Annotated in this window: 21 protein-coding genes; 7 read left to right on the forward strand and 14 right to left on the reverse strand. The window is 43.8% G+C overall.

Going from position 1 to position 25,434, the window contains the following annotated elements; all coding sequences use genetic code 11:
- Window positions 1-60 precede the first annotated feature (60 nt).
- Together recN and ACFQZI_RS14420 are read left to right on the forward strand one after the other, a co-directional pair.
- Window positions 61-1,716 carry a DNA repair protein RecN gene (gene recN / locus ACFQZI_RS14415; RefSeq protein ID WP_377143604.1) on the forward strand — a complete coding sequence of 552 codons (1,656 nt, stop codon included), beginning with the start codon at window positions 61-63 and terminating at the stop codon, window positions 1,714-1,716.
- 584 nt (window positions 1,717-2,300) lie between these two features.
- The gene (locus ACFQZI_RS14420; RefSeq protein ID WP_377143605.1) at window positions 2,301-3,113 is read left to right on the forward strand and encodes an enoyl-ACP reductase FabI; all 813 of its coding nucleotides are present in this window, start codon (window positions 2,301-2,303) and stop codon (window positions 3,111-3,113) included.
- Window positions 3,114-3,237: 124 nt separating this feature from the next.
- Here ACFQZI_RS14420 and ACFQZI_RS14425 read toward each other — a convergent pair whose 3' ends face one another.
- On the reverse strand, window positions 3,238-3,621 hold the full coding sequence (locus tag ACFQZI_RS14425; protein WP_377143607.1) for a hypothetical protein: 384 nt from the start codon (window positions 3,619-3,621) through the stop codon (window positions 3,238-3,240).
- Between the two features lie 203 nt (window positions 3,622-3,824).
- Between ACFQZI_RS14425 and ACFQZI_RS14430 the strand changes: the two genes are divergently transcribed.
- Both ACFQZI_RS14430 and ACFQZI_RS14435 read left to right on the forward strand, forming a co-directional pair.
- Window positions 3,825-4,904: a carboxypeptidase-like regulatory domain-containing protein gene (locus tag ACFQZI_RS14430; RefSeq protein WP_377143609.1), complete on the forward strand. Its 1,080-nt coding sequence runs from the start codon at window positions 3,825-3,827 to the stop codon at window positions 4,902-4,904.
- 13 nt (window positions 4,905-4,917) lie between these two features.
- The gene (locus ACFQZI_RS14435) at window positions 4,918-5,982 is read left to right on the forward strand and encodes a carboxypeptidase-like regulatory domain-containing protein (RefSeq protein ID WP_377143611.1); all 1,065 of its coding nucleotides are present in this window, start codon (window positions 4,918-4,920) and stop codon (window positions 5,980-5,982) included.
- 57 nt (window positions 5,983-6,039) lie between these two features.
- Here the strand turns inward: ACFQZI_RS14435 and ACFQZI_RS14440 are convergent, their stop codons facing one another.
- Window positions 6,040-8,571: an ATP-dependent Clp protease ATP-binding subunit gene (locus tag ACFQZI_RS14440; RefSeq protein ID WP_377143613.1), complete on the reverse strand. Its 2,532-nt coding sequence runs from the start codon at window positions 8,569-8,571 to the stop codon at window positions 6,040-6,042.
- A 450-nt stretch (window positions 8,572-9,021) separates the two neighbouring features.
- The gene (locus ACFQZI_RS14445) at window positions 9,022-9,894 is read right to left on the reverse strand and encodes an FkbM family methyltransferase (RefSeq protein ID WP_377143615.1); all 873 of its coding nucleotides are present in this window, start codon (window positions 9,892-9,894) and stop codon (window positions 9,022-9,024) included.
- A gap of 126 nt (window positions 9,895-10,020) precedes the next feature.
- On the opposite strand from ACFQZI_RS14445, the gene ettA reads away from it, so the two are divergent.
- Window positions 10,021-11,703: an energy-dependent translational throttle protein EttA gene (gene ettA / locus ACFQZI_RS14450; protein WP_377143617.1), complete on the forward strand. Its 1,683-nt coding sequence runs from the start codon at window positions 10,021-10,023 to the stop codon at window positions 11,701-11,703.
- A gap of 134 nt (window positions 11,704-11,837) precedes the next feature.
- Here the strand turns inward: ettA and ACFQZI_RS14455 are convergent, their stop codons facing one another.
- The 5 genes from ACFQZI_RS14455 to ACFQZI_RS14475 form a co-directional block, all read right to left on the reverse strand.
- Window positions 11,838-12,707 carry a DUF4349 domain-containing protein gene (locus ACFQZI_RS14455; protein ID WP_377143619.1) on the reverse strand — a complete coding sequence of 290 codons (870 nt, stop codon included), beginning with the start codon at window positions 12,705-12,707 and terminating at the stop codon, window positions 11,838-11,840.
- Window positions 12,708-12,945: 238 nt separating this feature from the next.
- On the reverse strand, window positions 12,946-13,401 hold the full coding sequence (locus ACFQZI_RS14460) for a nuclear transport factor 2 family protein (RefSeq protein ID WP_377143621.1): 456 nt from the start codon (window positions 13,399-13,401) through the stop codon (window positions 12,946-12,948).
- A gap of 203 nt (window positions 13,402-13,604) precedes the next feature.
- The gene (gene dnaA, locus ACFQZI_RS14465) at window positions 13,605-15,029 is read right to left on the reverse strand and encodes a chromosomal replication initiator protein DnaA (RefSeq protein WP_377143623.1); all 1,425 of its coding nucleotides are present in this window, start codon (window positions 15,027-15,029) and stop codon (window positions 13,605-13,607) included.
- 309 nt (window positions 15,030-15,338) lie between these two features.
- Window positions 15,339-16,886 carry an acyl-CoA mutase large subunit family protein gene (locus tag ACFQZI_RS14470; protein ID WP_377143625.1) on the reverse strand — a complete coding sequence of 516 codons (1,548 nt, stop codon included), beginning with the start codon at window positions 16,884-16,886 and terminating at the stop codon, window positions 15,339-15,341.
- Window positions 16,887-16,891: 5 nt separating this feature from the next.
- Entirely contained in the window at window positions 16,892-17,422 is a 531-nt protein-coding gene (locus ACFQZI_RS14475; protein WP_377143626.1) for a DUF7935 family protein, read from the reverse strand.
- A gap of 90 nt (window positions 17,423-17,512) precedes the next feature.
- Here ACFQZI_RS14475 and ACFQZI_RS14480 point away from each other — a divergent pair, with 90 nt between their 5' ends.
- Window positions 17,513-17,866 (forward strand): HesB/IscA family protein, encoded by a 354-nt coding sequence (locus tag ACFQZI_RS14480; protein WP_377143628.1) that lies wholly within the window; start codon window positions 17,513-17,515, stop codon window positions 17,864-17,866.
- 60 nt (window positions 17,867-17,926) lie between these two features.
- Here the strand turns inward: ACFQZI_RS14480 and ACFQZI_RS14485 are convergent, their stop codons facing one another.
- Window positions 17,927-18,694, reverse strand: coding sequence for a TlpA family protein disulfide reductase (locus ACFQZI_RS14485; protein ID WP_377143630.1), 768 nt, complete (start codon window positions 18,692-18,694; stop codon window positions 17,927-17,929).
- Between the two features lie 130 nt (window positions 18,695-18,824).
- On the opposite strand from ACFQZI_RS14485, the gene ACFQZI_RS14490 reads away from it, so the two are divergent.
- A complete protein-coding gene (locus ACFQZI_RS14490; RefSeq protein ID WP_377143632.1) occupies window positions 18,825-20,066 on the forward strand; it encodes an ABC transporter permease in 1,242 nt (413 codons plus the stop codon).
- 151 nt (window positions 20,067-20,217) lie between these two features.
- Here ACFQZI_RS14490 and ACFQZI_RS14495 read toward each other — a convergent pair whose 3' ends face one another.
- The 5 genes from ACFQZI_RS14495 to ACFQZI_RS14515 all read right to left on the reverse strand — a co-directional run bounded on the left by ACFQZI_RS14495 (window position 20,218) and on the right by ACFQZI_RS14515 (window position 25,410).
- A complete protein-coding gene (locus ACFQZI_RS14495) occupies window positions 20,218-20,955 on the reverse strand; it encodes a tyrosine-protein phosphatase (protein WP_377143634.1) in 738 nt (245 codons plus the stop codon).
- Window positions 20,956-20,958: 3 nt separating this feature from the next.
- Window positions 20,959-22,011, reverse strand: coding sequence for a dTDP-glucose 4,6-dehydratase (rfbB, locus tag ACFQZI_RS14500; protein ID WP_377143636.1), 1,053 nt, complete (start codon window positions 22,009-22,011; stop codon window positions 20,959-20,961).
- Window positions 22,012-22,022: 11 nt separating this feature from the next.
- Complete coding sequence (gene galE / locus ACFQZI_RS14505) at window positions 22,023-23,042, reverse strand: UDP-glucose 4-epimerase GalE (protein ID WP_377143638.1); 1,020 nt, start codon at window positions 23,040-23,042, stop codon at window positions 22,023-22,025.
- A gap of 71 nt (window positions 23,043-23,113) precedes the next feature.
- Window positions 23,114-24,100: a UDP-glucuronic acid decarboxylase family protein gene (locus ACFQZI_RS14510; RefSeq protein ID WP_377143639.1), complete on the reverse strand. Its 987-nt coding sequence runs from the start codon at window positions 24,098-24,100 to the stop codon at window positions 23,114-23,116.
- Window positions 24,100-25,410, reverse strand: a complete 1,311-nt coding sequence (locus ACFQZI_RS14515) for a UDP-glucose dehydrogenase family protein (protein WP_377143641.1) — start codon at window positions 25,408-25,410, stop codon at window positions 24,100-24,102. Before ACFQZI_RS14515 ends, ACFQZI_RS14510 begins: the two co-directional genes overlap by 1 nt.
- Window positions 25,411-25,434 lie beyond the last annotated feature (24 nt).

A 25,434-nucleotide genomic window follows, 5' to 3' on the forward strand; every position in this document is an offset into this window, starting at 1 on the left:
CACCAAACAATTCCTATTAAAATTAGTAATTTAGTATCCTCAAAAAGGGGATACTTTTTTATGCTTCAAAGGTTAACCATACAAAATTACGCGCTTATAGATAACCTCGAAATCAACTTTGATAAAGGGTTGAATATTATGACCGGTGAAACAGGCGCGGGTAAATCCATTATTTTAGGTGCGCTATCGCTAATACTTGGGCAGCGTGCCGAGAGCCGTTACTTTTTTAATCAGCAAAAAAAGTGTGTGATAGAGGGCGCGTTCAAGATAGCAGGATTTCATCTTAGCGTTTTTTTTGAAGATAACGACCTTGATTATGAAGGCGAGACCGTACTGCGCCGCGAGATCTCGGCCGATGGTAAATCGCGTGCTTTTGTGAATGATACTCCGGTGAACCTCGCTACCCTGAAGCAACTTGGCGAAAAGCTAATTGATATCCACTCGCAGCACGCAACACGAGAAATAAATGATCCTGATTTTCAGCTGCTGGTTGTGGATGGCGTTTGCAGGCATGAAGAGTTGCTTGCAGGTTATCAAACTAAATACCGCGCTTACAAAAAAGCGCTTAAGCAGTTGGATGATTTGATAGCGCAAAACGATAAGGCCAAAGCCGACCTTGATTACTACCAGTTTCAGTTTGATGAACTGGAAAAAGCCGGCATTGCCGCCGATGAGCAGGAGGGATTGGAAAAAGAACTGGCCACGCTAAACAATGCCGAAGAAATAAAGCGTAACCTGTTGGGTGCGCATTACCTGATGCACGAGGGCGAAACATCGGCCATTATACAGCTTCGCGAGGCCGGGCAGCAGATCTCTACCATTGAGAAGTATAACCCCGAAATAGAAGAACTGCACGAACGCCTGAAAAGCGCTTTAATAGAACTTAAGGACATTGCCGCCGAAATGGAAACCATTGAGCAGCGCACCTTTACCAACGAGGCGCGTGCCGAAGAGGTAAACACCCGTTTAAGCATGTTGTACAACCTGCAAAAAAAGCACCGGGTTAACAACAACCAGGAATTGCTGGATATACAGAATGATCTTTCGGACAAGATACAACAAGCTGTGTTTGGAGATGAGGCGGTAGATAAATTACAAAAGCAGATAGCTATCGACAAAGCTGAATTAGAAACTATCGCGCAGCAATTATCCGCTAATCGTACTAAGGCAATCCCGGTGATACAGGAGAAAGTTTTGGCGAATCTTGCGGAAATGGGGATGCCAAACTCGGTGCTTGAAATAGAGGATGCCGTGCTTACGGAGTTGAGCGCAACAGGCATGGATGCTATTCAATTTATGTTTTCGGCAAACAAAGGGCATGCGCTGGCCGATATGAGTAAAGTGGCATCGGGCGGTGAGCTGAGCAGGCTGATGTTGAGTATCAAATCTATCATTGCCGAATACACCGCCTTGCCAACAATTATTTTTGATGAGATTGATACGGGTGTAAGCGGCGAGGTTGCCAACAAGGTGGGGCAGGTAATGGAGCGCTTGTCACAAAACCTGCAGGTAATCACTATAACCCACCTGCCACAAATTGCCGGCAAGGGCAAAAGCCACTATTTTGTTTATAAGGACGACAGCGAATCTGTTACTAAAACACGCATTAAAAAACTTAGCGATACTGAACGAGTGACCGAAATTGCTAAAATGTTAAGCGGCGATAATCCCGGCGAAAGCGCGTTGCAAAACGCGAGGGAGCTGTTGGCGGGGTAACACCAACTTGTCATCCTATGAACGAGGTACAAGGAGAAATCTTGTTAGATGAGCCAAGTCTGTAATTAGTTCTTCGTTAGGAATGGTTCGGTATTTTATACTTAGCCTGTGGAAGTTCATTTTCTTTGTCTTAGCCACAAAGAAAACGAACCAAAAGAAAAGGCCAAGTCAAAGCGAATGCTTCCGCCCGCCCCGCCGGTTCTTAACGCTTTCTCCCGCTATCGCGAGTTCGAAAGCTAAACCGACATTCCCGCCAACTCCCGGCCCGCACGCTTTGACGTTTGGCCAACGCTTTTTAAAAATCCTGTCAATCTTTTAATCCCATAAATCCTGGTTCAGACAAATGCGTTAGGGGTAGAAGCGGATACCGGCCGGTGGCTAAGGCCTGTGCAGTATGAGCGGATAGCCCGCCCGTTGGCTAACGGGAACGCCCTAAATTAAGTTGGCAGTATCAAGTTGGCGGTTACCAAATTTTTAAACCAGCCAATCTATAAACACCAACTGCCAACAAACTAACTGCAAACTACCCACTGTAAACTGCAAACTAATTTTATAACTTTGCCACACTTATAAAACTAAAAACAATGGCTTACAATTTATTAAAAGGTAAAAAGGGAATTATTTTTGGTGCGCTTAACGAGCAATCTATTGCCTGGAAAGTAGCGCAACGCTGCCATGAAGAAGGTGCCGAAATAGTTTTAACCAACTCGCCGCTGGCTTTACGCATGGGCGAACTAAATAAACTTGCAGAGGAATGTAATGCCCCTGTTATCCCGGCGGATGTTACCAGCAATGAGGATGTTACCAACCTCATTACCAAAAGCATGGAGCATTTTGGCGGCGGTGTAGATTTTATACTGCATTCTATAGGTATGAGTGTTAACGTACGTAAAGGCATCCACTACACCGAAAATAATTATGAATTTACCCACAAGGGCCTTGATATATCTGCACTTAGCTTTCACCGCGTATTGCAAACAGCCATGAAGCTTGATGCCATAAACGAGTGGGGGTCTGTTGTGGCGCTTACTTATATTGCCGCCCAACGTGTATTTCCTGACTATAACGATATGGCCGATAATAAAGCATATTTGGAAAGCATAGCGCGTAATTTCGGTTACCAATATGGTGTTAAAAAGCACGTACGCGTTAATACCGTATCGCAATCGCCAACACGCACTACTGCGGGTAGCGGCGTAAAAGGTTTTGATGGTTTTATAAACTATGCCGAAAAAATGAGTCCGCTTGGTAATGCCGATGCCGACCAATGTGCCGATTACTGCGTAAGCCTGTTTAGCGACCTAACCAAAATGGTTACCATGCAGAACCTGTTCCACGATGGTGGTTTTTCTTTCACCGGCGTAACTGCCGCTGTGATAGAGCAAATGGAAAAATAATATAACAATTTGTCATGTTGAGCCCGTCGAAACATTGGCATGCTAAACCTTTGACAGACACTGATAAGGATACAAAAAAGGCCTCCGGATTTCCGGAGGCCTTTTTTGTAGGTCTTGATTTTTTTTAGTCTACCAAAACAATTTTCAAGTTAAGCGTTGGGGGCACGGTGATAGTTCCGGTACCATCGCTGCTTTGCGCATCAATATAAACATGGCCACCGGTGTAGGTAAACCTGTAAGTTACACCTTCAAAAACGCTTGGCAATTGCTCGTACTCGCCGCTGCCAAGGTCATTGTAAACTAAAACGGCGCCGTTGTTGTCAAAGTAGCTGTCAATTTCTGGCATAGCAACATCTGCAGTGTAAGTACGGCCGCCATCGGTAGTAACCCAATTATTGGCTTTAGTAAATACTGTTTGGGCACCCGGGCCAACAATAGTTTCTTTTTTACAAGATGCTGCTGTAAGCACCACGGTAAACAGACAAATAATAGATAATAATTTTTTCATATAAGATTGTTTTTTTTAAACCATAAACTAAGCCATGATCATATTCATAACGTATTTATGATAGTTTTATATATCTAAGAACAAAAAAAACGGAAAAGGTTTAACATGAATTTAAAATTTACACATAAACTAAGCAGGTAATCAATTCATAAGCAGCACCCCCTCAGTAAAAAGTGTTTTGTATATTTAAGCATCCGGCTATTATGAAATACTTTTTACTCATACTTTTATTAGCCCCGCTTGCCTGTTTAGCACAGCTGAGAATTACAGGGCGTATTGTAAACGATGGCAAACCTGTGGCTGATGCCAGCGTGTTTTTAAATAACGAAACTATCGGCACTAAAAGCGCTAACGATGGTACATTCACCCTGCGTATCTTAAGTGCAGGCCAGCACGATCTTATTATAAGCATGGTAGGGTTTAAAACATACCATCAAACTTTTATGGTAAATGCCGATCTGGCTTTGGGCGATATTGACCTCGTGCTGAAAACTACCATGCTTGCCGAATTAAAGGTTGCCTACAACCCAAAAAAGGAAAAAGCCCTTAAGGAGTTTGCAGAGCAGTTCCTCGGATCATCGCAATATGCCAAGCAATGCGAGATCATAAATCCCGAAGTTTTAGACCTTAAATATGGCCGTAGCAGCGGGATACTTAACGGTAAAGCAGATGATTTTTTAGAGATAGCTAACAACGCTTTAGGTTATAAGCTAAAATACTTGTTATCCAACTTCTCCCTAAATCGCGACAGCGATCGTGTGGCCTACGAGGGGTATGTATTGTTTGAAGAGATGCCCGGCACCGAAGAGCAAAAGGAGCAATGGGCCAGGAACCGCCGCGATGTTTACTTTGGCTCGCCTTTACATTTTTTGCGCGAGATATTGGCTAACAGGGTAGATAGCAGTTACTCGGTAGAAGTTTTGTCATCATCCACACGCTCTGGCGGTGGCGGTAGCAAGTCGTTCTCGGTAACTAATACCACCAAACCGCTAAAAGTTAAGGATTATATCCACCCCACAGAAAGACCCGGTATTTATGCCATGGGCTACGAAGGAAGCTTTTTTATAAGTTACTACCCCACCAGGCGTTATGGCAGGGCAAAGTCTAAAGCCAGGTTTACAGGCCACAGTTCGCGATCGGGCATCAGTTTTATAGACAAGTTTTTATACTTCGACAGCAACGGCACTATATTAAACCCCATGGGAGCCAGCTTTAACAACGCTTGGGCAGTAACCCGAGTAGCCCAATTGCTGCCGATAGATTACTGGCCGGACGAGAAATAACCTGTGGACGTTAATGAAATATTTAAGCCTGTTACTTTTCTTTCTGATACCGATAGCGTCAGTTGCCCAATTAAAAATTGAGGGTAAAATTGTTGATGCCGATACCGGGAAACCTATACCTGATGCCAGCGTATTTATCAACAATACCACCATAGGCACCAAAGCAGAGAGTGACGGAAGTTTCGCCATTTACAGATCAGCAACCGGACAGTGCGAGCTGATAGTGAGTGTAATAGGCTATCAAACCCATCGCCAAACCATAGCCGTAAATGGCAACCTCACAGTGCCCGCTATAAAAATGCTGCCCAAAACAACCATAATGAAAGAGGTGCAAATAGGCAGCGACCCTAAATGGAAAAGGAAGTTGAAAGAGTTTACAGAGCAATTTATGGGCTCTTTCCATTTGGCGGTTGGCGAATGTAAAATCCTTAATCCGGAAGTATTGGAGTTGAACTACAGTTCTAACGAGCAGATCCTCACCGCAAAATCAAACGGATTGATAGAAATCGACAATAAAATACTTGGCTACAAGGTCAAGTATTTGTTGGATGATTTTGTGTTTGATAAAAAGGCAGGGACGGTTTCTTACCAGGGTTCGGTAAGCTTTGAGGAGAAAATCAGTACGTCTGATTTGCAAAAAGCCCGCTGGAGAAAATACAGGCAAAACGCCTACATACGTACGCCTACTTATTTTTTGCGTGAAGTATTAGCTGATAGAGCCGACAGTAATTTTCTGGTACTGCAACATCGTAATGAAGCTAACAAACTATTTTATGACACGTTGCGTATGGCCCAGTATATTCATCTAACCGAAAAAAAAGGCATATACGCAATGGGCAGCAGCGCCGATCTAACGGTATTTTTAGTTCAACACAACCCACTCCATTTGTCGCCGTTGTATACCGGTAAAGTATCAGGGATGCAAGTTGCTACTATCATCTTCAATGATAAATATCTTTATTTTGATACCAACGCAACAATACTTAATCGTTCGGCCGTAACCTTTGGCCTCATGTGGGGTAATATAAGAGTAGTTGAATTGTTGCCTGCAGATTATTGGCCGCCGGAGAGGGAGTGAAATAAAAATCCCCGCTTGTATCACAAGCGGGGATTAAGTTATCCGTTTCCGAAAAAGTTATTTTTGTTCTTCTTCTTCAGGTTTAGCTTCATTCTTTTTGTCGATCACTTTTATCTGGTCGGCTTCTTTGTCGTAGTCAACCATTAGGGTGTCGCCTTCGGTCATTTCACCTTTCAGGATCTCTTCGGCAATTGGGTCTTCCAGGTATTTCTGGATGGCGCGTTTAAGCGGCCTTGCACCAAACTGCGAGTCGTAACCTTTCTCGGCAATAAACTCTTTGGCAGCCAAAGTAAGCTCTATTTTGTAACCCAGGCTGTTTACACGGCCAAACAGGAATGAAAGTTCGATATCGATAATTTTGAAGATCTCGTCTTTACCTAAAGAGTTAAACACGATAACGTCATCAATACGGTTCAGGAACTCAGGGGCGAAAGCGCGTTTCAAGGCGTTTTCTATCACACCGCGTGAGTGTTGCTCAGCCTGTGTTGTTTTAGCATTGGTAGTAAAGCCTACACCCTGACCAAAATCTTTTAACTGGCGTGCACCAATGTTAGATGTCATGATGATGATGGTGTTCCTGAAGTCAACCTTGCGGCCTAATGAGTCGGTTAATTGACCTTCATCCAATACTTGTAGCAATATGTTGAATACATCGGGGTGAGCTTTTTCTATCTCATCCAGCAATACTACAGCGTATGGTTTACGGCGTACTTTCTCAGTAAGTTGTCCGCCTTCTTCGTAACCCACGTAGCCCGGAGGCGCACCCACTAAACGTGATACCGCGAATTTCTCCATGTACTCGCTCATATCAATTTGTATCAGCGCATCTTCGGTATCAAACATAAAGCGTGCAAGCTCTTTGGCCAATTCGGTTTTACCAACACCGGTAGGGCCCAGGAATATGAACGAACCAATTGGCTTTTTAGGGTCTTTTAACCCTGCACGGGTACGTTGTATAGCACGGGTAAGCTTTTTAATAGCATCATCCTGGCCAATAATTTTGCCAGATATGGTAGTGCCCATAGCCAATAGCTTAGCGCTATCTGCCTGGCCTACGCGTTGTACCGGTATACCGGTCATCATGCTTACTACTTCAGCAACATTATCTTCGGTAACGGTGTAACGTTTAGATTTTGTTTCGGCTTCCCATACGGCTTTAGCCTGTTCAAGCTCTTCAAGCAAATGTTTCTCGGTATCGCGCAGTTTAGCCGCTTCCTCGTATTTCTGGCTGCGTACAACTTTGTTCTTCTCCAGTTTGATCTGCTCAATTTTTTGCTCAATATCCAGTATGTCCTGCGGAACGTGGATATTGGTCAAATGCACACGAGAACCCGATTCGTCCAAAGCATCGATAGCTTTGTCCGGTAAGAACCTGTCTGTAATATAACGGGTAGTTAAGGCAACGCAGGCATTTATGGCTTCTTCGGTATAAGTTACACCGTGGTGCTCTTCGTACTTTTCTTTAATACGGTTAAGTATCTCTACAGTTTCATCAGGTGTGGCAGGTTCTACCATTACCTTTTGGAAACGGCGGTCTAAAGCGCCATCTTTTTCGATGTATTGGCGGTACTCATCAAGTGTGGTTGCGCCAATGCATTGGATCTCGCCACGGGCCAAAGCCGGTTTAAACATGTTTGAGGCATCCAGCGAGCCCGATGCGCCCCCTGCCCCAACAATAGTATGGATCTCATCAATGAACAGGATCACATCCGGAGATTTTTCCAGCTCGTTCATCACGGCTTTCATACGCTCCTCAAACTGGCCACGGTATTTTGTACCTGCCACTAACGAAGCAAGGTCTAAGGTAACCACGCGTTTGTTAAACAATACACGGGATACTTTACGCTGTACTATGCGCAGGGCTAAGCCCTCGGCAATAGCGCTTTTACCAACCCCCGGCTCACCTATCAGGATAGGGTTGTTCTTTTTACGGCGCGATAAGATCTGCGATACGCGTTCTATTTCTTTTTCGCGGCCTACAATAGGGTCAAGTTTACCATCTTCGGCAGCTTTGGTGAGGTCGCGGCCAAAATTGTCAAGTACAGGCGTTTTGGATTTTATGTCTGATACTTTCTTAGGCTGGCTAAAGGTGTCGTCCTCTTTAAAATCGTCGTCGCCACCTGTTGATGATCCCGGCATTTCGTCGGTAACATCATTTTTGTTTGATTCTACCTCGCTTTTAAATACCTCGTAGTTTACATTAAACTGCATCAGTATTTGTGATGCGATGTTATCCTCGTCGCGCAGGATAGACAGCAGCAGGTGCTCAGTACCTATCACATCGCTTTTAAATATTTTAGCTTCAAGGTAAGTTATCTTCAAAACCTTTTCGGCTTGTTTGGTTAACGGGATGCTGCCAATATGTACGTTAGTGCCAATGGTGCCTTTTACAGCATCTTCAACAGCGCGGCGTAATTTAGCGGTATCAACGGTTAGCCCTTTCAATAGTTTAATTGCCACACCATCGCCATCGCGAATAAGGCCAAGAAGAAGGTGTTCGGTTCCAATATAATCATGCCCAAGGCGTAACGCCTCTTCCCTGCTGTATTGTATCACATCCTTAACCCGTGGCGAAAATTTAGCTTCCATATATACCTTTCTGATTATGATCGTCCTAATCTATAAATTTGTTTTTATCTGTCAAGACGATTGTTGTAACATTTATCAACAATATTGCCAACTTTTTTGCTTTACGTTAAACAGACAATTTTATGATATATGGCCTGTTAAAATAAGATTGAAAGAGCCGCAATTTTGCTTTTCAGAACTACAAAACGCTTGAGTACTAATATTAAACGGTTAAACCCTCACAATTTGATAGGCCGGTGCCCAAATGGTTTAAACCTATTGCGAATAATTTGTAAATGCCTGCTTTGAGCAAGGCAAATAGTCATTGTTATGACAATACGGCATACACTGTAGAAATGTTTGCCTGTTATAAACGCTTTTAACAAACCAAGCGATTTACATTGAAAGATACAAGTTATAAGATGAATTTGTGGTGAAAATTACGCACATGCTGTTAATAACGCCCCGGCGTTATATTTTCCTGCCTTGTACATATATTTTACCGGCAGCATTTAAGCGGGATCTTATAAAATTCTCATCTCTTATGTACAGCGTATTGTGTTCGGTTTTACGGGTAGCATCAATTAGTTCCCTTTTAAACGGTAGGTAACCGGCAACTTTAAAGCCATGGCTTATTAGCAATTGGTGTATATCATCTTCATTAAAACCGTATTTATCACCCGCACTGTTTAATTCTATAATTATGGCCCTTAAACCGGGTGAGGCTAAAGTATGGGCAGCGCCGTTCAATACTTCTGTCTCAAAGCCTTCCACATCAATTTTTAATAATAATGGCGTTTGGTAATCGAGGATGTTGTCGAGCGTATCAACGGCTACATTTATCACATCTGTATCTTCGGCTGTTGCTACCTGGTTGCCGGTATCAAAGCCTTTAGTGAAAGTTAGTGAACCACTTTCTTTACCTAAACCAATATTTAAGACTGTTACCTTATTTTCGATACTATTGAGTTGGATGTTTTGTGTAAGGTATGTAAAGGTTTGCGGAACAGGCTCTATTGCAATTGAATGTGCCCCTACCTCAGCAGATGCCAATATGGTGTAGCTGCCAATATTTGCGCCTATGTCTATAAAGAGGTCGCCGGGGCGTAAAAGGTGTAACAGGAACGCCATATCTTCAAACTCATGCAAGCCGCAATAAACGTTGCCCGTTGCGCCTGTAAGCCCTTTCCACACCCATAGTTTACTGTTTTTTGTAAATTGGTGTATAACCGGCCTTTTGTTCAAACGTGATAATAACTGCCATTTAAACAGCTTAGCAAGTGCAGCAATAGGTCGCCCTTTGGTAAATGGATGGTTTAAAACAAATTTTATTGTGCGTTGCATAGTGCAAAATAGAACTTTATAGCAATTGTTTGTTAAACATAAATAACACGGGGCAAAAAAATGATATGCCGTAGCATTATTTAGGTTTTTAGATGATATTTGCTACCTCTAAAATTATAACCAACAATGGCAGACGAAAAGATTATATTTTCAATGGCAGGGGTAAGCAAAGTTTACCCACCTCAAAAAACAGTATTAAAAAACATTTACCTGTCGTTTTTTTACGGAGCTAAAATCGGCGTTATAGGTTTAAACGGCTCGGGGAAATCATCATTGTTGAAAATCATTGCCGGGATTGATAAGACCAACATTGGCGAAGTGGTATTTTCGCCGGGCTATACCGTAGGCTACCTGAGCCAGGAGCCTGAGCTTGACCCCGATAAAACCGTTAAAGAAATTGTAGAGGAAGGTGTTGCCGCAACTAACGCGCTGTTAAAAGAATACGAAGAGATAAACGAAAAATTCGGTTTAGAGGAATATTACAGCGATGCCGATAAAATGGATAAGCTGATGGCCCGCCAGGGTGAATTGCAGGACCAGATAGATGCGGTAAACGCCTGGGAACTTGACGTAAAATTGGAACGTGCTATGGATGCCCTGCGCTGCCCTGAGCCGGACACTAAAATTTCGGTACTATCTGGTGGTGAGCGCCGTCGTGTGGCCTTGTGCCGTCTGCTTTTACAAGAACCGGATGTGTTATTGCTTGATGAGCCTACCAACCACCTGGATGCTGAATCTATAGACTGGCTGGAGCAACACTTGAAACAATATAAAGGTACCGTAATTGCTGTAACGCACGACAGGTACTTCCTGGATAATGTTGCCGGCTGGATCCTGGAACTTGACCGCGGCGAAGGCCTGCCCTGGAAAGGCAACTACTCGTCTTGGCTCGATCAAAAATCGAAACGTTTAGCACAGGAAGAGAAAAGCGAAAGCAAACGCCAGAAAACTTTGGAGCGCGAGTTGGAGTGGGTGCGGATGGGTGCTAAAGGACGCCAGGCAAAAGGCAAGGCGCGTTTATCAAACTACGAAAAACTGGCTAGCGAGGAAACGAAGGAAAGGGAAGAAAAACTGGAGCTCTTTATTCCGCCGGGCCCGCGTTTGGGCAACATTGTTATAGAAGCAAATGGCGTTACCAAGGCTTATGGCGATAAAGTATTATTTGAGAACTTAAGTTTCTCATTGCCTCCTGCGGGCATAGTTGGTATTATTGGCCCCAACGGCGCGGGTAAAACTACGTTATTTCGCCTAATTACGGGGCAAGATCAACCCGATGCAGGAACTTTCCGTGTGGGTGATACAGTTGCCCTGGGTTATGTTGACCAGATGCATGATGATCTTGACCCTAATAAATCTGTTTGGGAAAACGTAACCGATGGGCTTGACAATATTATGGTAGGTAACCGCCCGCTAAACTCGCGTGCTTACGTATCTAAGTTTAATTTTAACGGTGCCGATCAGCAGAAAAAAGTGGGCGTACTATCGGGTGGTGAGCGTAACCGCGTGCACCTGGCTATTACGCTTAAAAAGGGTTCGAATGTTTTATTACTGGATGAACCGACCAACGATATCGATGTAAACACTTTACGCGCGCTGGAAGAGGCTTTAGAAAACTTTGGCGGCTGCGCGGTGATCATCAGTCACGACCGTTGGTTCCTGGATAGGGTTTGTACCCACATTCTTGCTTTTGAAGGCAACTCGCAAGTGTACTTCTTTGAAGGTAACTATAGCGATTACGAAGAAAATTACAAGAAACGCGTTGGCGATGTAACGCCGAAGCGTATTAAGTATAAAAAGTTGACGGCGTAACGAGAGTCAGGACTTTAAGAAACAAGAGCCAAGACAAAGCCCGGTTACGTTAGCAGCCGGGCTTTTCTTATAAGACCATGTCATAGCGTGCAATAACGTGGCTCTGTCAGTCCATCCGCTTAGGCCGCCAGTTCTTAAACTTTCAACGCAGGATATTTCCTCTTAAAAGTTTTAAACGCTACCCAAACGCCAACACCTAACAGTATCAGCATCCAAAGGTTGGCCAGACCAAGCATAAGTTCTGTAAATAAAAACCAGCCGTTGCTTAGCGCCATCAACAGGCGGTTGTCAAAAGGCATTTTGTAAACTGACGGATCATCATTGGCGATACGTTCTTTATAGATGGTGTTGCTTTGATAAAAGCTGAGGCTAACCACGCTGTAATTTACGGCCTGATCTATTTTCTGGCTATTGATCTGCCCATCAATCATATTATCTTTTAACCAAAGTACGGCCGCCGGGTCTTTGATCTTAATTTTGCCTGTTTTTTGTTGGGCCACCATTTCACTGCGGTTCTTCAATTTAAGCTTCGCCGCCAGGTAGTCCAGCGATTTATCCTCAATATCCATTTTCCGTGAGGTTACGTAGATACCCATGTGGCTAACGCTGCTCATGAAATCCTCAAGCTTTTCTGAAGGGACTTTTACAGTCATGTCGGCAGTTGTATTAAATGCCGAAACCCGCATAACCGAATCATCGCTTAGCCTAACATCCTGGCTGCGTTCAACTGTAGAACCCATTTCGTGGTGCGTGACCATGCCGTTTAGTTTGGCAGTAAGATGGGAGATAGAGTCGCCGGTTTGCTGCACATTTTTAACCTTAAAGCTCATGTTGGCTGTTTTCACCAGCTTGGGTTCGGTAACAACTGTATCGGCCGCACTACTTTGGGCGCCGGTAGTATCGGCATTGATGCTGTTGTTCACTACTTCATAAGCGCCGTTCCTGCCCTTGCAGGCTGCAAATAAGGCCAAGGCCATTATCGCGATAAAGATCTTCGTTTTCATAATTGTTTCATTTTTGGTTTAGTATTTATACCGTTGATCAAACAATAGTAACCCGCTTAATTTTTGATATCCAGAATGTTACAAAGAGGGTTAGGGGGCATAATTTGTCATTTCGAACGAACACGCGGCAGCCTTGGGGGGCGTGAGGAGAAATCTTGTTAGATTTGCAAAGTCCGCTACCATTATCTAACAAGATCTCTCGTCGCTACGCTTCCCCCGAAATGACAATCTTTATAATTTACTCCACGCAGTTATCCTTGCGCCTTGTATCTACAATGTAAATAATTTTCCAACCGGTGGCGGTTTTCATGAGTTGATAAAAATCTACACCGCAGTGGCTAAACTGGCTGCCAACATAGAATTTGTACGGTGTCCATACGCTGGCAAGGTCGCCATCTATTTTAATGTCGCCCCAGGTTATGCGCTCGTCGTAAATTTCTTTATGTGGGGTGCCAACCTGTTTTACAAAGTCGTCGGCTTTTTCAGTCACCAAAGCGGTTGAGCCATCCCTTTTGTTCACTACACTTTGCAGCACCATATCTTTGTGAAATGCAGAGCGTAGAATAGCCGTATCGCCCTTGCGCATTCCATCGAACATGGTGGTAATTACTTTTTTAATATCGTCTTTGGCGGTTTGGCAAAAGGCGGGTGTAGTAGATGCCATAAGTAAGGCCATGAAGAGTAGTTTTTTCATAATTGTGCTGTTTGGTTAAGGCAATTTAAATAAAATCAAACAATAATTGTCATGCTGAACGATAGTGAAGCATCTATCGTCGACATACAATTCGATGAGCACAGTTCAATAATAGATCCTTCGCTATCGCTCAGGATGACAAGGCTTTAAAACCCAAAAGCCCTGCATTTCTGCAGGGCTCTCAAATATTTAACACGTCGACATTACGACATTTTTAATTTCTTTTGGATGTCGGCAACGTAGCCTTTAAATTTCTTGTCGGTATCAATCAAATCTTCAACAGTTTGGCAGGCGTAAATAACGGTAGAGTGGTCGCGGCCGCCAAAAAAGCTACCAATTGATTTTAGTGAGCTTTTGGTGTGTGCCTTTGCCAGGTACATCGAGATCTGGCGGGCCTGTACAATCTCGCGTTTGCGGGTTTGTGATTTTACCATCTCAATAGGCACCTCAAAATATTCGCAAACCAGGCTCTGAATGTATTCCATTGAGATCTCTTTGGCAGAATTTTTCACAAAATTCTTAAGCATTTGCTTAGCCAGGTTCAGGTCTATCTCCTTGCGGTTTAACGTACTTTGCGCTAATAACGATACCATAGCGCCTTCCAGTTCGCGCACGTTATTGTCTATGTTATGGGCAACGTATTCTACCACATCATTTGATAGCTCAATGCCGTCCTGGTAAATTTTGTTTTTAAGGATAGCCATACGTGTTTCCAGGTCAGGAACCTGCAGATCTGCAGACAGGCCCCATTTGAAACGCGATAGCAGGCGCTCCTCTAAACCAGCCAGATCCTTGGGGGCTTTATCTGATGTAATGATCAGTTGTTTGCCGCTTTGGTGCAGGTGATTAAAAATATGGAAGAAGAAATCCTGTGTTTTTTCTTTACCTGCAAAGTTGTGTACATCGTCCATAATGAGTACATCAATCGCCTGGTAAAAGTTAACAAAATCGTTTATGTTATTGTGCTTTAGGGCATCAACAAATTGCTGGGTAAATTTCTCGCAGCTTACGTATAATACCAGTTTATCTGGCAGGGTACGTTTTATCTCGTTACCAATGGCTTGTGCCAGGTGGGTTTTACCAAGGCCTACGCCACCATATATCATTAGCGGGTTAAATGATGTACCGCCCGGTTTGGCAGCAACAGCATAACCTGCAGAGCGCGCTAAACGGTTGCAATCGCCCTCCACAAAACTTTCGAAGGTATAGTTGCGGTTCAACTGCGGGTCTACATTCAGCTTTTTAAGGCCCGGTATTACAAACGGGTTCTTAATATCTTTGTTTATCGAAATTGGTATCGGCATAGACTGATTTTTTGATTCAGCACCATTTCCATTCGAGGGGATATTAGTAGTATACGGTTTGCTTGTAGACTGCTCTACAACAATGTTATATTCTAAGCGACCTTCGTCGCCCAGTTGTTTTTTTATTGTTTTGCGCAGTAAGCCTACGTAGTGTTCCTCTAACCACTCATAAAAGAATAAACTTGGTACCTGTATCGTTAAAACGCTACCCTCCATCCGTAAAGCTTTTATTGGTTCGAACCATGTTTTAAAGCTTTGTGCCGGTATGTTGTCTTTTATGATCTGAAGGCAGCTATTCCAAACGTTAGTACAAGTTTTTTCCATATGAGTATCGAGTAATATCTTGATTTCCAGTCTCCGACGAAGCCAAATTTTCGGCCGTTTCGGAACATCGAATATTCTAAAAAAAAGCGGATAAAAAAATAAATTTTAAGAAATATATTTATAAAAATTATGCTTTTTCATTGCGGATATTAAAGTTATTAACATTATATTTCGCATGTAGAACGCTATTTTATGCGTCAGTTTTTCCGTATTGCGGTTTTAAAAGTTTGAACACCGTTAACGCGAAAAATGTGGATTATTTTACAATAAAATCTTAAGGAAAATTCTTAATTAGAACGACAAAAGTTGTCAATATTCCCCAAAAACATTTCTAAGGGTATCGGCTATCTCACCAAGGGTTGCGTAGGTCTCAACAGCAATTAAAATATAGGGCATTAAATTGTCAGTCCCCTGCGCCGCGGTTGTTAAATTTTGCAGTGCTTTTTCAACGGCAGCGTTGTTTCGTTCGTGTTTTAAACGCTCAAGCTTATCTATTTGTTGCCTGCGTATGGCATCGTCAACCCTAAACACATTTGGGTTCACCTCTTCGGCCTGGGTAAATTTGTTTACGCCAACCAGCACCTGGTCGCCGCTTTCAATATCGGTTTGATATTTATAGGCCGATGCCGCTATCTCCTGCTGAATATAATCCTGCTCAATGGCTTTTACCGAACCGCCCATAGCGTCTATCTTATCTATATATAATTGTGCCGCGGCTTCCAGTTCATCAGTAAGCGCTTCTATAAAGTAAGAGCCTGCCAGCGGATCGACGGTATCGGTAACCCCGCTTTCAAAGGCTATGATCTGCTGGGTACGTAAAGCTATTTTGGCCGCGGCCTCGGTTGGTAACGACAATGCCTCATCGTAACCATTGGTATGTAACGATTGTGTGCCACCCAGTACCGCGGCCAAAGCCTGCATGCTTACACGCACTACGTTGTTCATGGGTTGTTGTGCCGTTAGGGTAGAACCGCCGGTTTGGGTATGGAAACGCAGTTTTTGCGCGCCCGGGTCTGTTGCGCCAAGCTCTTTGGTAATATGCGCCCACATGCGGCGCGCCGCCCTGAATTTTGCTATCTCTTCAAAGAAATTGTTATGGCAGTTAAAGAAGAATGACAGGCGTTTGGCGAACACGTTTATATCCAACCCTTTTTCTAAGGCCGCTTTTAAATAAGCTTTGCCATTCGCCAGAGTAAAGGCCAGTTCCTGCACAGCGGTTGAGCCCGCCTCGCGAATGTGGTAGCCTGATATAGATATGGTATTCCACTTAGGTACTTCCTTGCTACAGTATTCAAAAATATCGGTGATCAAACGCATGGATGGCGTAGGAGGATAAATATAGGTGCCCCTTGCCGCGTACTCCTTTAATATATCGTTTTGTATGGTGCCTGAGATCTGTTTGATATCCGCGCCCTGTTTTTTTGCTAATGCGATGTACATAGCCAGCAGGATAGATGCCGTGGCATTAATAGTCATGCTGGTGGTAATATCCTTTAGCTGGATGCCATCAAACAAGATCTCAATATCTTTTAACGAATCTATAGCCACACCAACCTTGCCTACTTCGCCTTCAGATAGTTCGTGGTCGCTGTCATAACCAATCTGGGTAGGCAGGTCAAATGCTACCGAAAGGCCCATAGTGCCCTGGCTTAATAAGTAATGGTAGCGCTTATTACTTTCTTCGGCAGTAGAGAAACCGGCGTACTGGCGCATGGTCCACGGTTTGCCGCGGTACATGTCTTTTTGGATGCCGCGGGAATATGGGAACTGCCCAGGCAACTCCGTCATTCCCGATGGCTCGGTATAAACTTCTTTAATTTCGATGCCCGAAGTGGTTGTGAATTTTTTATCGGCCATATCGTTTAAAATAAATGTTCAAGATCTTTCCTGATCATGTCAATCGCGATATCATAAGGGTTGTCTTCTAATTTACTCAGGTGGGTTAACACTACTTTACCCAGGTCTAACCCGGTAGCATGTTCGGGCAGGCCCTTTACGGCGCTGGTGATCAGGTTAAGGGTGTCATCTTTAACCCGCCTTATCACCGCCCACGCCTGCGGGCTTACATAAATTTGCTGGGTAATGTTATGCTGGTACTCGGTACGTACTTCGTTTAATATAATGCTGTGCAGTTCGGCCGCGCTGTAGCTGTTGCCGTTAAGGCGGATAAGCAGATTTGATGGGGTTATCCTGTCGGTAAATAATACCAAACGCTCGTATGCCTGCAAACGCAGGGGCAAGGTTTGGGTTGTCATGGCTTTTTTAAACTCCAGCACCTGCAGGTTTGATGTTTTATCCAGATAGGGCTTAAACAGGTAAAAAGCAATGTAAACAATACCCATGCCGGCTACGGTATATTTTAAAACATCTAATAGTAAACTGTATAGTTGCATTTTTGTTAATGTTATGCGGAGGTCATAAAAAATCGGTCGGTGCAAAAATCCGCATTTTACCTTATATTTGTGTAGTTAAATAAAAATAAGATGAGCGCGATTGTTGAAACCCTAACTGCCCCGGTAACTTTTTCGGAAGGTGCCGTTAAAGAACTTTTTAAATTAAGAGACCAACAGGAGTTAAGTGATGATTTTGGCCTGCGCATTGGCGTTGAAGGCGGCGGTTGCTCTGGAATGAGCTACGTTTTAGGCTTCGACCAAAAGAAAGACGGCGACCAGGAGTACATTATAGATGGTATAAAAACCTTTATGCACAAGGCACACGGTTTATATCTTGCCGGCATGATGATAGATTTTCAGGACGGATTGAACGCACGTGGCTTTACCTTCAATAACCCCAACGCGGCAAGCACTTGCGGCTGCGGTACTTCATTTTCGGTATAACCAGTTTTTATATGAAACATAAAAAAGGCTTCTTAAATTTAAGAAGCCTTTTTTGTACAGTTATTTTTCGTTTTTGATCACCTCAATGGTTTTTCGCATCCATTCAATATAATTAGTGCTGAAACCGATCGAACTGTATTGAATAGTTCCCTTCTTATCAATAATAACATTGGTGGGATAACGGGTTACGCCGTAGGCGTCGCAAAAACGGCGGGCGCTTGCTACCTGGCGATAGTTGAAAGGATGATCTTTAATAAAATCCCTTATATCGCCTGCCTCATCTAACCCAACGGCTAAAAATATGATATCAGGATCGGAGGCATGCTCGGCAACCAGTTTATTAAGCTCAGGTATTTCGGCCCTGCAGGGCGGGCAGCCAACAAACCAAAAGTTGATGACTACTATTTTGCCTTCGGCCATTTTATTATCAACCTTTTTACCATCCATATCGCGGGTGGTGAGCATATTTAATTTATACCCGATAGGGAAGGCCTCGGCAGGGCTTGGCTGTGGGCCAAGTGTAACAGTTGGCTGTTGCGGTTGGGTTAGAACAGCAGCATTTGAGTTACGCATACCTGGTATTCGTGCTTTTTCTTCGGCGGTTAAATGGTGAAGCGTATGTACAGTATCTTTAGCAGTATATACACTGCGGATAGAATACTCGCCCGAACTTACAAGCGGCCTCCATTCTTTATAGTCCAACATCCTGCCGGTGGAATCTTTAAGGCGAAGGTTTTCATTATTAAGGATGCTTGCCGGGTCTTTTTGTTGCGCGTTAGCTGTAAGGCACGCAACGAAAATTAATACTGTTAAAACCAAACGTGACATAGGTAGATTGTTTCCTGAAAATTAAGTTTTGTTTTTTGAAGATGCAAGCGCTACAAATAAATTAAACTGTTAGCTGTAACAAACGCCTACATCTCATAGTCATACAGCCGAGTTTTTTTATATTTAAGGCATGCCGGTAAAAACCACCTACAGAGAGAATATAGCTATCGCGTTGCAATCCATTAGTGGTAACAGGTTGCGCACATCGCTTACTGCTTTAATTATTGCCATAGGCATTATGGCCCTGGTAGGTATCTTAACGGCTATTGAAGGTGTTAAGCAGTTTACCAATGATGCTTTCGCCGGGCTTGGCGCCAACTCCTTTACCCTGCAAAACCGTGGTAGCGGTATTAGCTTTGGTAACGGCGGCCACCGTAAAATGTATCCGTCCATCACCTATGCCGAAGCCGAAAGGTTTAGTAAGCTGTACAAATTACCGTCAAGAATAAGTGTAGACCTTAGCGTTACAGGTACTGCAATTGCCAAGTATAACAGCATCAAATCAAACCCCAATATTTCGGTTACAGGGAGCAACGATAACTATTTGGCCATTAAAGGTCATAAACTGGCCCTGGGCCGTAACTTTTCGTCGTCTGAATTGGAGCACGGCGCAAATGTGGTTATTGTGGGCGACGAGGTGAAAACCAAACTGTTTAAAAACGAAGACCCAATCAATAAAAATATACTGCTTGGTAGTAATAAAATGCGCATTATTGGCGTAGTAGCCCCAAAGGGCAGCAATAGCTTTGGGGGCGATAAATTTTGTGTTGTTCCGCTTGCCAAAGCAAGGCAGATGGTTGATACGTCCAGAAAGCTATCATACGCCATAACCGTTAACGTAAACAGCCCCGATGTGCTTGATGCCAGCATTGGCGAGGCCACATCCTTAATGCGAAATATACGCGGTATCCATATAGGCCAGCCAGACAACTTTGAGATCTCGCGCAGCGACTCCATACAGCAGGAGTTATCCGGTCAGCTGGCGGGTATTACAGCGGCGGGCTTTGCTATTGGCGCTATTACCCTTATAGGGGCGGCTATAGGTTTAATGAACATTATGCTGGTATCGGTAACCGAGCGTACCCGCGAAATTGGTTTACGCAAAGCTATCGGTGCGACACCGTCAGTAATACGTAAACAGTTTTTAATTGAGGCTATTGTTATTTGCCTTATTGGCGGTATTTTGGGTATAATATTAGGGATGGCTATAGGTAACCTTATTGCCGTACAAATTAGCGGTACATTTATAGTGCCATGGTTTTGGCTGTTTTGGGCATTAGTACTATGTACTGTAATAGGCCTTTCATCTGGATTTTATCCTGCCAAAAAAGCATCCAAACTTGACCCGGTAGAGGCGTTGAGGTATGAGTAAGTTGGAGATTGGTGATTAGAGATTAGTTAATTAGAAAAAATGTCCTGATAAAAATTAATGACAATGAGAAAGGCTTAGGTATGTGCCTAAGCCTTTTATTTTTTCAGACTTGACCAGCCTAATCTCTAATTAACGTATCTCCAGTCTCTATCTACAGCATCACATTCTTCAGCGGATAGTCAAACAATATTTTTTCAAGATAGGGCATACTCAGCACATTCTCGAACGCGGCGGCGTGGCGGGGGTGGTGCATGTCGCTCGATATAAAATCAACCATTTCATTATCTATCATCTCTTCGGCAATTTTTTTACTGTGCTTGCCGTAATAACCTGCCAGCGAAATGGTATTTAATTGCAGATCGCAGCCCCAGCTACGGATGTTTTTCATTTGTTCAATATCCATATAACCATATCTTTCCGGGTGGGCAAGTATAGGCTTGTAGCCCTTGTCTTTCAGTTTTTGAATAACAGGGATAACATTAGGCGGCGGGTTTACAAATGATAGTTCAAATAATACGTAGTTATCGCCCATGGTAAAAACCTTACCGTCGTCAATACGCTTCTCAAAGGTTTCGTCAAAGTAATGTTCGGCTGCGGCACATATATCAATGTCAATATTCTGGGCTGTTAATTCTGCTTTAAGTAAGGCCAGTGCATTGCCAATGCTGTTTTCGTCGTTACGGTAGTAATCTATCATAACGTGGGGTGTGGCAATAACTTTCTTGATGCCCAGCGACATCATTTTTTTGATAAGGAAAATTGATTCTTCCACATTTTGCGCGCCATCATCAATGCCGGGCAATACGTGCGAATGCATATCTGTTACAATACTGCTGTAATCGAAATTTACAACTCGTTTAACTTCCTTCTTCTTAAATAATCCGAACATTTTTTAGCGGTTGGTGTACTGGCTGTCGTAATAGTCCTGGTAATGGCCGCTGGTAACATCGTTTAGCCATTGCTCGTTGGCAAGGTACCAATCAACCGTTTTCTCCAGGCCAACTTCAAACGTAATGGATGGTTCCCAGCCTAACTCATTTTTAAGCTTGGTGGCATCTATCGCGTATCTCAGATCGTGCCCGGCGCGGTCGGTTACGTAGGTGATCAATTTTGCCGATTCGCCTGCTGCACGCCCCAGTTTTTTATCCAGTATGGTACACAACAGTTTAATAAGGTCAATGTTTTTCCACTCGTTATGGCCGCCAATATTATAGGTAGTGCCCGCGGCTGCTTTATGAAAAATTACATCAATGGCCCTTGCATGGTCTTCAACCCATAGCCAGTCGCGCACGTTCTCGCCTTTGCCATATACGGGCACAGGTTTGTTTTGCTTAATGTTATTAATGGCAAGCGGGATCAGTTTCTCGGGGAAGTGATATGAACCATAGTTGTTTGAGCAGTTAGAAATTACAGTGCCTAAGCCGTAGGTATCATAATAAGCACGCACAAAATGGTCCGAACTTGCTTTAGACGCCGAGTAGGGCGAATGCGGATCGTAAGCGGTTTGTTCGGTAAACATATCCGTATCGCCCAGGGTACCGTAAACCTCATCGGTTGATACATGGTAGAAACGTTTTTTATCATACTGGCCTTTCCAAAGGTTTTTGGCGGCATTAAGCAAATTTACCGTGCCTACAACATTGGTCATTACAAATTCCAGGGGATTGGTAATAGACCGGTCCACGTGCGACTCTGCCGCCAAATGGATCACAGCATCGGGCTGTTCAGTTTCAAACAGGTTGTTTATAAACTCAAGGTCCACAATATCGCCTTTTACAAAACGATAGTTAGGTTGGTCCTCGATATCTTTAAGATTAGCCAGGTTACCCGCGTAGGTAAGTTTATCCAGGTTGATAATCGAATAATCAGGATAGTTGGTCACAAAGCGGCGCACCACGTGCGACCCAATGAAACCGGCACCACCTGTAATAATTATCTTTTTCATAGTGCTGTTTATTATAATGGGTTCTCGGCAATATATTTTTCCCATGCCCATGCCGATGCCATCATGGTGCTTAGGTTAAGTTCTGCCGTCCAGTTTAGTTTTTCGGTAGACTTGGTAACGTTGCCCCAAACCTTTTCGATATCGCCGCTACGGGGGGCGCCTATCTGGTAGTTTAGTTTTACCCCGGTAGCGTCTTCAAAAGCATGTATCACTTCTAAAACGGTGGAGCCGTTGCCGGTACCGATGTTGAACACATCATATCCTGTAAAGTTTTCTTTCTCCATTAATTTCAGCGCGGCAACGTGTGCTTTCGCCAGATCTACCACGTGTATGTAATCGCGGATGCAGCTACCATCAGGGGTGTTATACTTATCGCCAAATACGGTGATCTTTTCGCGCTTGCCAATGGCTGTTTGGGTGATGAATGGCACCAGGTTTTGAGGTACGCCATTCGGCAGTTCGCCAATTAAAGCGCTATCATGCGCGCCAACCGGGTTAAAATAACGTAAGGCAATAACTTTATATTTGCTGCCTGCGGCTACCATATCTTTTAATATCTCTTCGGCAATTTGCTTTGTGTTACCGTATGGAGATTCGGCAGGTTTAACCGGCGCGTCTTCGGTTACAGGTAAAACATCCGGCTGGCCATAAACTGTACAGCTTGACGAAAACACAAAGTTTAATGCTTTGCCGTTGTAAGCGTTAAGCAGGTTTATAAGCGAAAAGAAGTTGTTGTAATAATATTTTAAAGGGTTCTCTACCGATTCGCCAACCGCCTTTGAGGCAGCGAAGTGGATGATGCCGGCAATATCGGGGTTTTTGGCCGCGAAATCTTTTACATCGGCTTCATTACATAAATTAAATTGGTAAAAGGCGGGCTTGTATCCAATAATGCGGGCCAATTGGTCGAGCATTTTAATATTGGAGTTTGATAGGTCGTCGATGATGATGGGGTCGTAACCTGCGTTAACTAACTCAACAACGGTGTGGGTGCCAATAAAACCTAAGCCGCCCGTTACTAAAATTTTCATAGGGTTAAATATTAATAGATTTAAGGTTAGGCGCGTACTTAGCGTACACGCCCTATGAAATGCCGAAAATACTATTGTTTATTGAAGTACGTGAAATCTTTGTGCAGTATTTCTTTCTCTGGCAGCGATTTAAAATATTCATAGGTGATCTTTAACCCTTCACTGCGCGATATTTTTGGCTCCCAGCCCAAAATGGAGCGTGCCTTGGTAATATCCGGGCGGCGCTGTTTTGGGTCGTCTGTAGGTAGGGGCAGGCTAATCATTTCCTGGTTGGTGCCTGTTAATTTAATTATCTCCTCGCCAAACTCACGGATGGTAATTTCGTCGGGGTTACCAATATTCATCGGCTGGGCGTAATCGCTGTGCAGCAAACGGTAAATGCCTTCAATCAAATCATCCACATAGCAAAACGAGCGGGTTTGCGAGCCATCGCCAAACATGGTTAGCGGTTCGCCACGCAGGGCCTGGCCAATAAAGGCAGGCAACACACGGCCATCATTAAGGCGCATACGCGGGCCATAGGTATTAAAAATGCGCACAATGCGTGTTTCTAACCCGTGGAAGGTGTGGTAAGCCATGGTAATAGCCTCCTGAAAACGCTTTGCCTCGTCATAAACTCCGCGTGGGCCAACAGGGTTAACATTACCCCAGTATTCTTCGGGCTGCGGGTTAACGTTCGGGTCGCCGTATACTTCGGATGTTGAAGCTATAAGCATCCTTGCGCCTTTGCTACGTGCCAGGCCTAACAGGTTATGCGTACCTAACGATCCAACCTTTAAGGTTTGGATAGGGATCTTCAAATAATCTATCGGGCTTGCAGGCGATGCGAAGTGCAGGATGTATTGCAGGTTGCCGGGTACATGTACAAATTTGGAAACATCGTGGTTATAAAACTCAAAGTTTTCCAGGTTAAACAAATGTTCAATATTACGCAGGTCGCCGGTGATAAGGTTATCCATGCCAATTACATGGTAATCTTCCTTAATAAACCTGTCGCACAGGTGCGAGCCTAAAAACCCGGCCGCGCCGGTTATTAATATTCTTTTACGTTGGGCCATTAGCTAATAATTTTTCTGCCGATACTGTTATAATAAAAACCAAGGTCAATCATTTTTTGCAGGTCGTAAAGGTTACGGCCGTCAAATATAACCTTGTTTTTTAAGCGACCGCTGATCTGGTCAAAATCTGGTGTGCGGAACGCCGACCATTCGGTAACGATCAATAAGGCGTCAGCATCATCTAAAATTTCGTAAGCATCGGCACCGTAGGTTATTTTATCGCCCAAAAGCGCTTTCACGTTTTTCATGCCTTCAGGGTCGAACACGCTTACGGTAGCGCCCTCTTTTAATAATTCGTCAATAATATACAAGGCCGGCGCTTCGCGTATATCGTCAGTCTCCGGTTTAAAGGCCAGCCCCCACATGGCAAATTTTTTGCCTTTAAGGTCGCCGTTGTAATATTTTTTAAGTTTTTGAACCAGTACTTTTTTCTGGATCTCGTTAACCTCCATTACAGAGTTAAGGATCTTAAAGTCGTACGCGTTCTCTTCGGCAGACTTCGCCAAAGCCTGTACATCTTTAGGGAAACAGCTGCCGCCGTAACCTATACCCGAAAACAGGAAGCGGTTACCAATACGGTTATCGGCACCAATACCTCGGCGCACCATATCAACATCGGCGCCAACCAATTCGCAAAGGTTGGCAACTTCGTTCATAAAAGATATTTTGGTAGCCAGGAAAGAGTTGGCAGCGTATTTAGTTAATTCAGATGAGCGCTCGTCCATAAAAATTACCGGGTTACCCTGGCGTACGTATGGGGCATAAAGCTCGGCCATTAATTTGCGTGCACGCTCGTCGGTAGTACCAACAACCACGCGGTCGGGTTTCATAAAGTCTTCAACGGCTACACCTTCGCGTAAAAACTCGGGGTTTGATACCACAGCAAATTCAACATTGGTGTTTTCGTTCATTACCGCGGTAACCTTATCAGCCGTGCCAACAGGTACGGTAGATTTTGTTACGATAACTTTGTAGTCGGTAACCAATTTGGCAATGTCTTTAGCCGCGCCCAAAACGTAGCTTAGGTCGGCAGAGCCATCACCACCCGGAGGGGTTGGCAATGCCAGGAAAATAATTTGCGCGTCGGCAATTGCGTCGGCCAGGTTATTGGTAAATAATAGCCTTTTCTGGCTGATATTACGGTGAAAAAGCAATTCCAGACCGGGCTCGTAAATTGGGAGCTGGCCTTCCTGCATCATTTTTACTTTTTGCTCGTTAATATCCACACAGGTAACCTGGTTGCCCGTTTCTGCTAAACATGTACCTGTTACCAGGCCAACATAACCTGTTCCAACAACAGCTATTTTCATAAATACTTTTTGTTATTAATGTTA

This window comes from Mucilaginibacter lutimaris, from assembly GCF_042676625.1.
Classification (GTDB): domain Bacteria; phylum Bacteroidota; class Bacteroidia; order Sphingobacteriales; family Sphingobacteriaceae; genus Mucilaginibacter; species Mucilaginibacter lutimaris.

Excerpts from the sequence above, each read along its gene's own strand:
- recN (WP_377143604.1), top strand. The coding sequence starts at position 61 with ATGCTTCAAAGGTTAACCATACAAAATTACGCGCTTATAGATAACCTC.
- ACFQZI_RS14420 (WP_377143605.1), top strand. The coding sequence starts at position 2,301 with ATGGCTTACAATTTATTAAAAGGTAAAAAGGGAATTATTTTTGGTGCG.
- ACFQZI_RS14425 (WP_377143607.1), bottom strand. The coding sequence starts at position 3,621 with ATGAAAAAATTATTATCTATTATTTGTCTGTTTACCGTGGTGCTTACA.
- ACFQZI_RS14430 (WP_377143609.1), top strand. The coding sequence starts at position 3,825 with ATGAAATACTTTTTACTCATACTTTTATTAGCCCCGCTTGCCTGTTTA.
- ACFQZI_RS14435 (WP_377143611.1), top strand. The coding sequence starts at position 4,918 with ATGAAATATTTAAGCCTGTTACTTTTCTTTCTGATACCGATAGCGTCA.
- ACFQZI_RS14440 (WP_377143613.1), bottom strand. The coding sequence starts at position 8,571 with ATGGAAGCTAAATTTTCGCCACGGGTTAAGGATGTGATACAATACAGC.
- ACFQZI_RS14445 (WP_377143615.1), bottom strand. The coding sequence starts at position 9,894 with ATGCAACGCACAATAAAATTTGTTTTAAACCATCCATTTACCAAAGGG.
- ettA (WP_377143617.1), top strand. The coding sequence starts at position 10,021 with ATGGCAGACGAAAAGATTATATTTTCAATGGCAGGGGTAAGCAAAGTT.
- ACFQZI_RS14455 (WP_377143619.1), bottom strand. The coding sequence starts at position 12,707 with ATGAAAACGAAGATCTTTATCGCGATAATGGCCTTGGCCTTATTTGCA.
- ACFQZI_RS14460 (WP_377143621.1), bottom strand. The coding sequence starts at position 13,401 with ATGAAAAAACTACTCTTCATGGCCTTACTTATGGCATCTACTACACCC.
- dnaA (WP_377143623.1), bottom strand. The coding sequence starts at position 15,029 with ATGGAAAAAACTTGTACTAACGTTTGGAATAGCTGCCTTCAGATCATA.
- ACFQZI_RS14470 (WP_377143625.1), bottom strand. The coding sequence starts at position 16,886 with ATGGCCGATAAAAAATTCACAACCACTTCGGGCATCGAAATTAAAGAA.
- ACFQZI_RS14475 (WP_377143626.1), bottom strand. The coding sequence starts at position 17,422 with ATGCAACTATACAGTTTACTATTAGATGTTTTAAAATATACCGTAGCC.
- ACFQZI_RS14480 (WP_377143628.1), top strand. The coding sequence starts at position 17,513 with ATGAGCGCGATTGTTGAAACCCTAACTGCCCCGGTAACTTTTTCGGAA.
- ACFQZI_RS14485 (WP_377143630.1), bottom strand. The coding sequence starts at position 18,694 with ATGTCACGTTTGGTTTTAACAGTATTAATTTTCGTTGCGTGCCTTACA.
- ACFQZI_RS14490 (WP_377143632.1), top strand. The coding sequence starts at position 18,825 with ATGCCGGTAAAAACCACCTACAGAGAGAATATAGCTATCGCGTTGCAA.
- ACFQZI_RS14495 (WP_377143634.1), bottom strand. The coding sequence starts at position 20,955 with ATGTTCGGATTATTTAAGAAGAAGGAAGTTAAACGAGTTGTAAATTTC.
- rfbB (WP_377143636.1), bottom strand. The coding sequence starts at position 22,011 with ATGAAAAAGATAATTATTACAGGTGGTGCCGGTTTCATTGGGTCGCAC.
- galE (WP_377143638.1), bottom strand. The coding sequence starts at position 23,042 with ATGAAAATTTTAGTAACGGGCGGCTTAGGTTTTATTGGCACCCACACC.
- ACFQZI_RS14510 (WP_377143639.1), bottom strand. The coding sequence starts at position 24,100 with ATGGCCCAACGTAAAAGAATATTAATAACCGGCGCGGCCGGGTTTTTA.
- ACFQZI_RS14515 (WP_377143641.1), bottom strand. The coding sequence starts at position 25,410 with ATGAAAATAGCTGTTGTTGGAACAGGTTATGTTGGCCTGGTAACAGGT.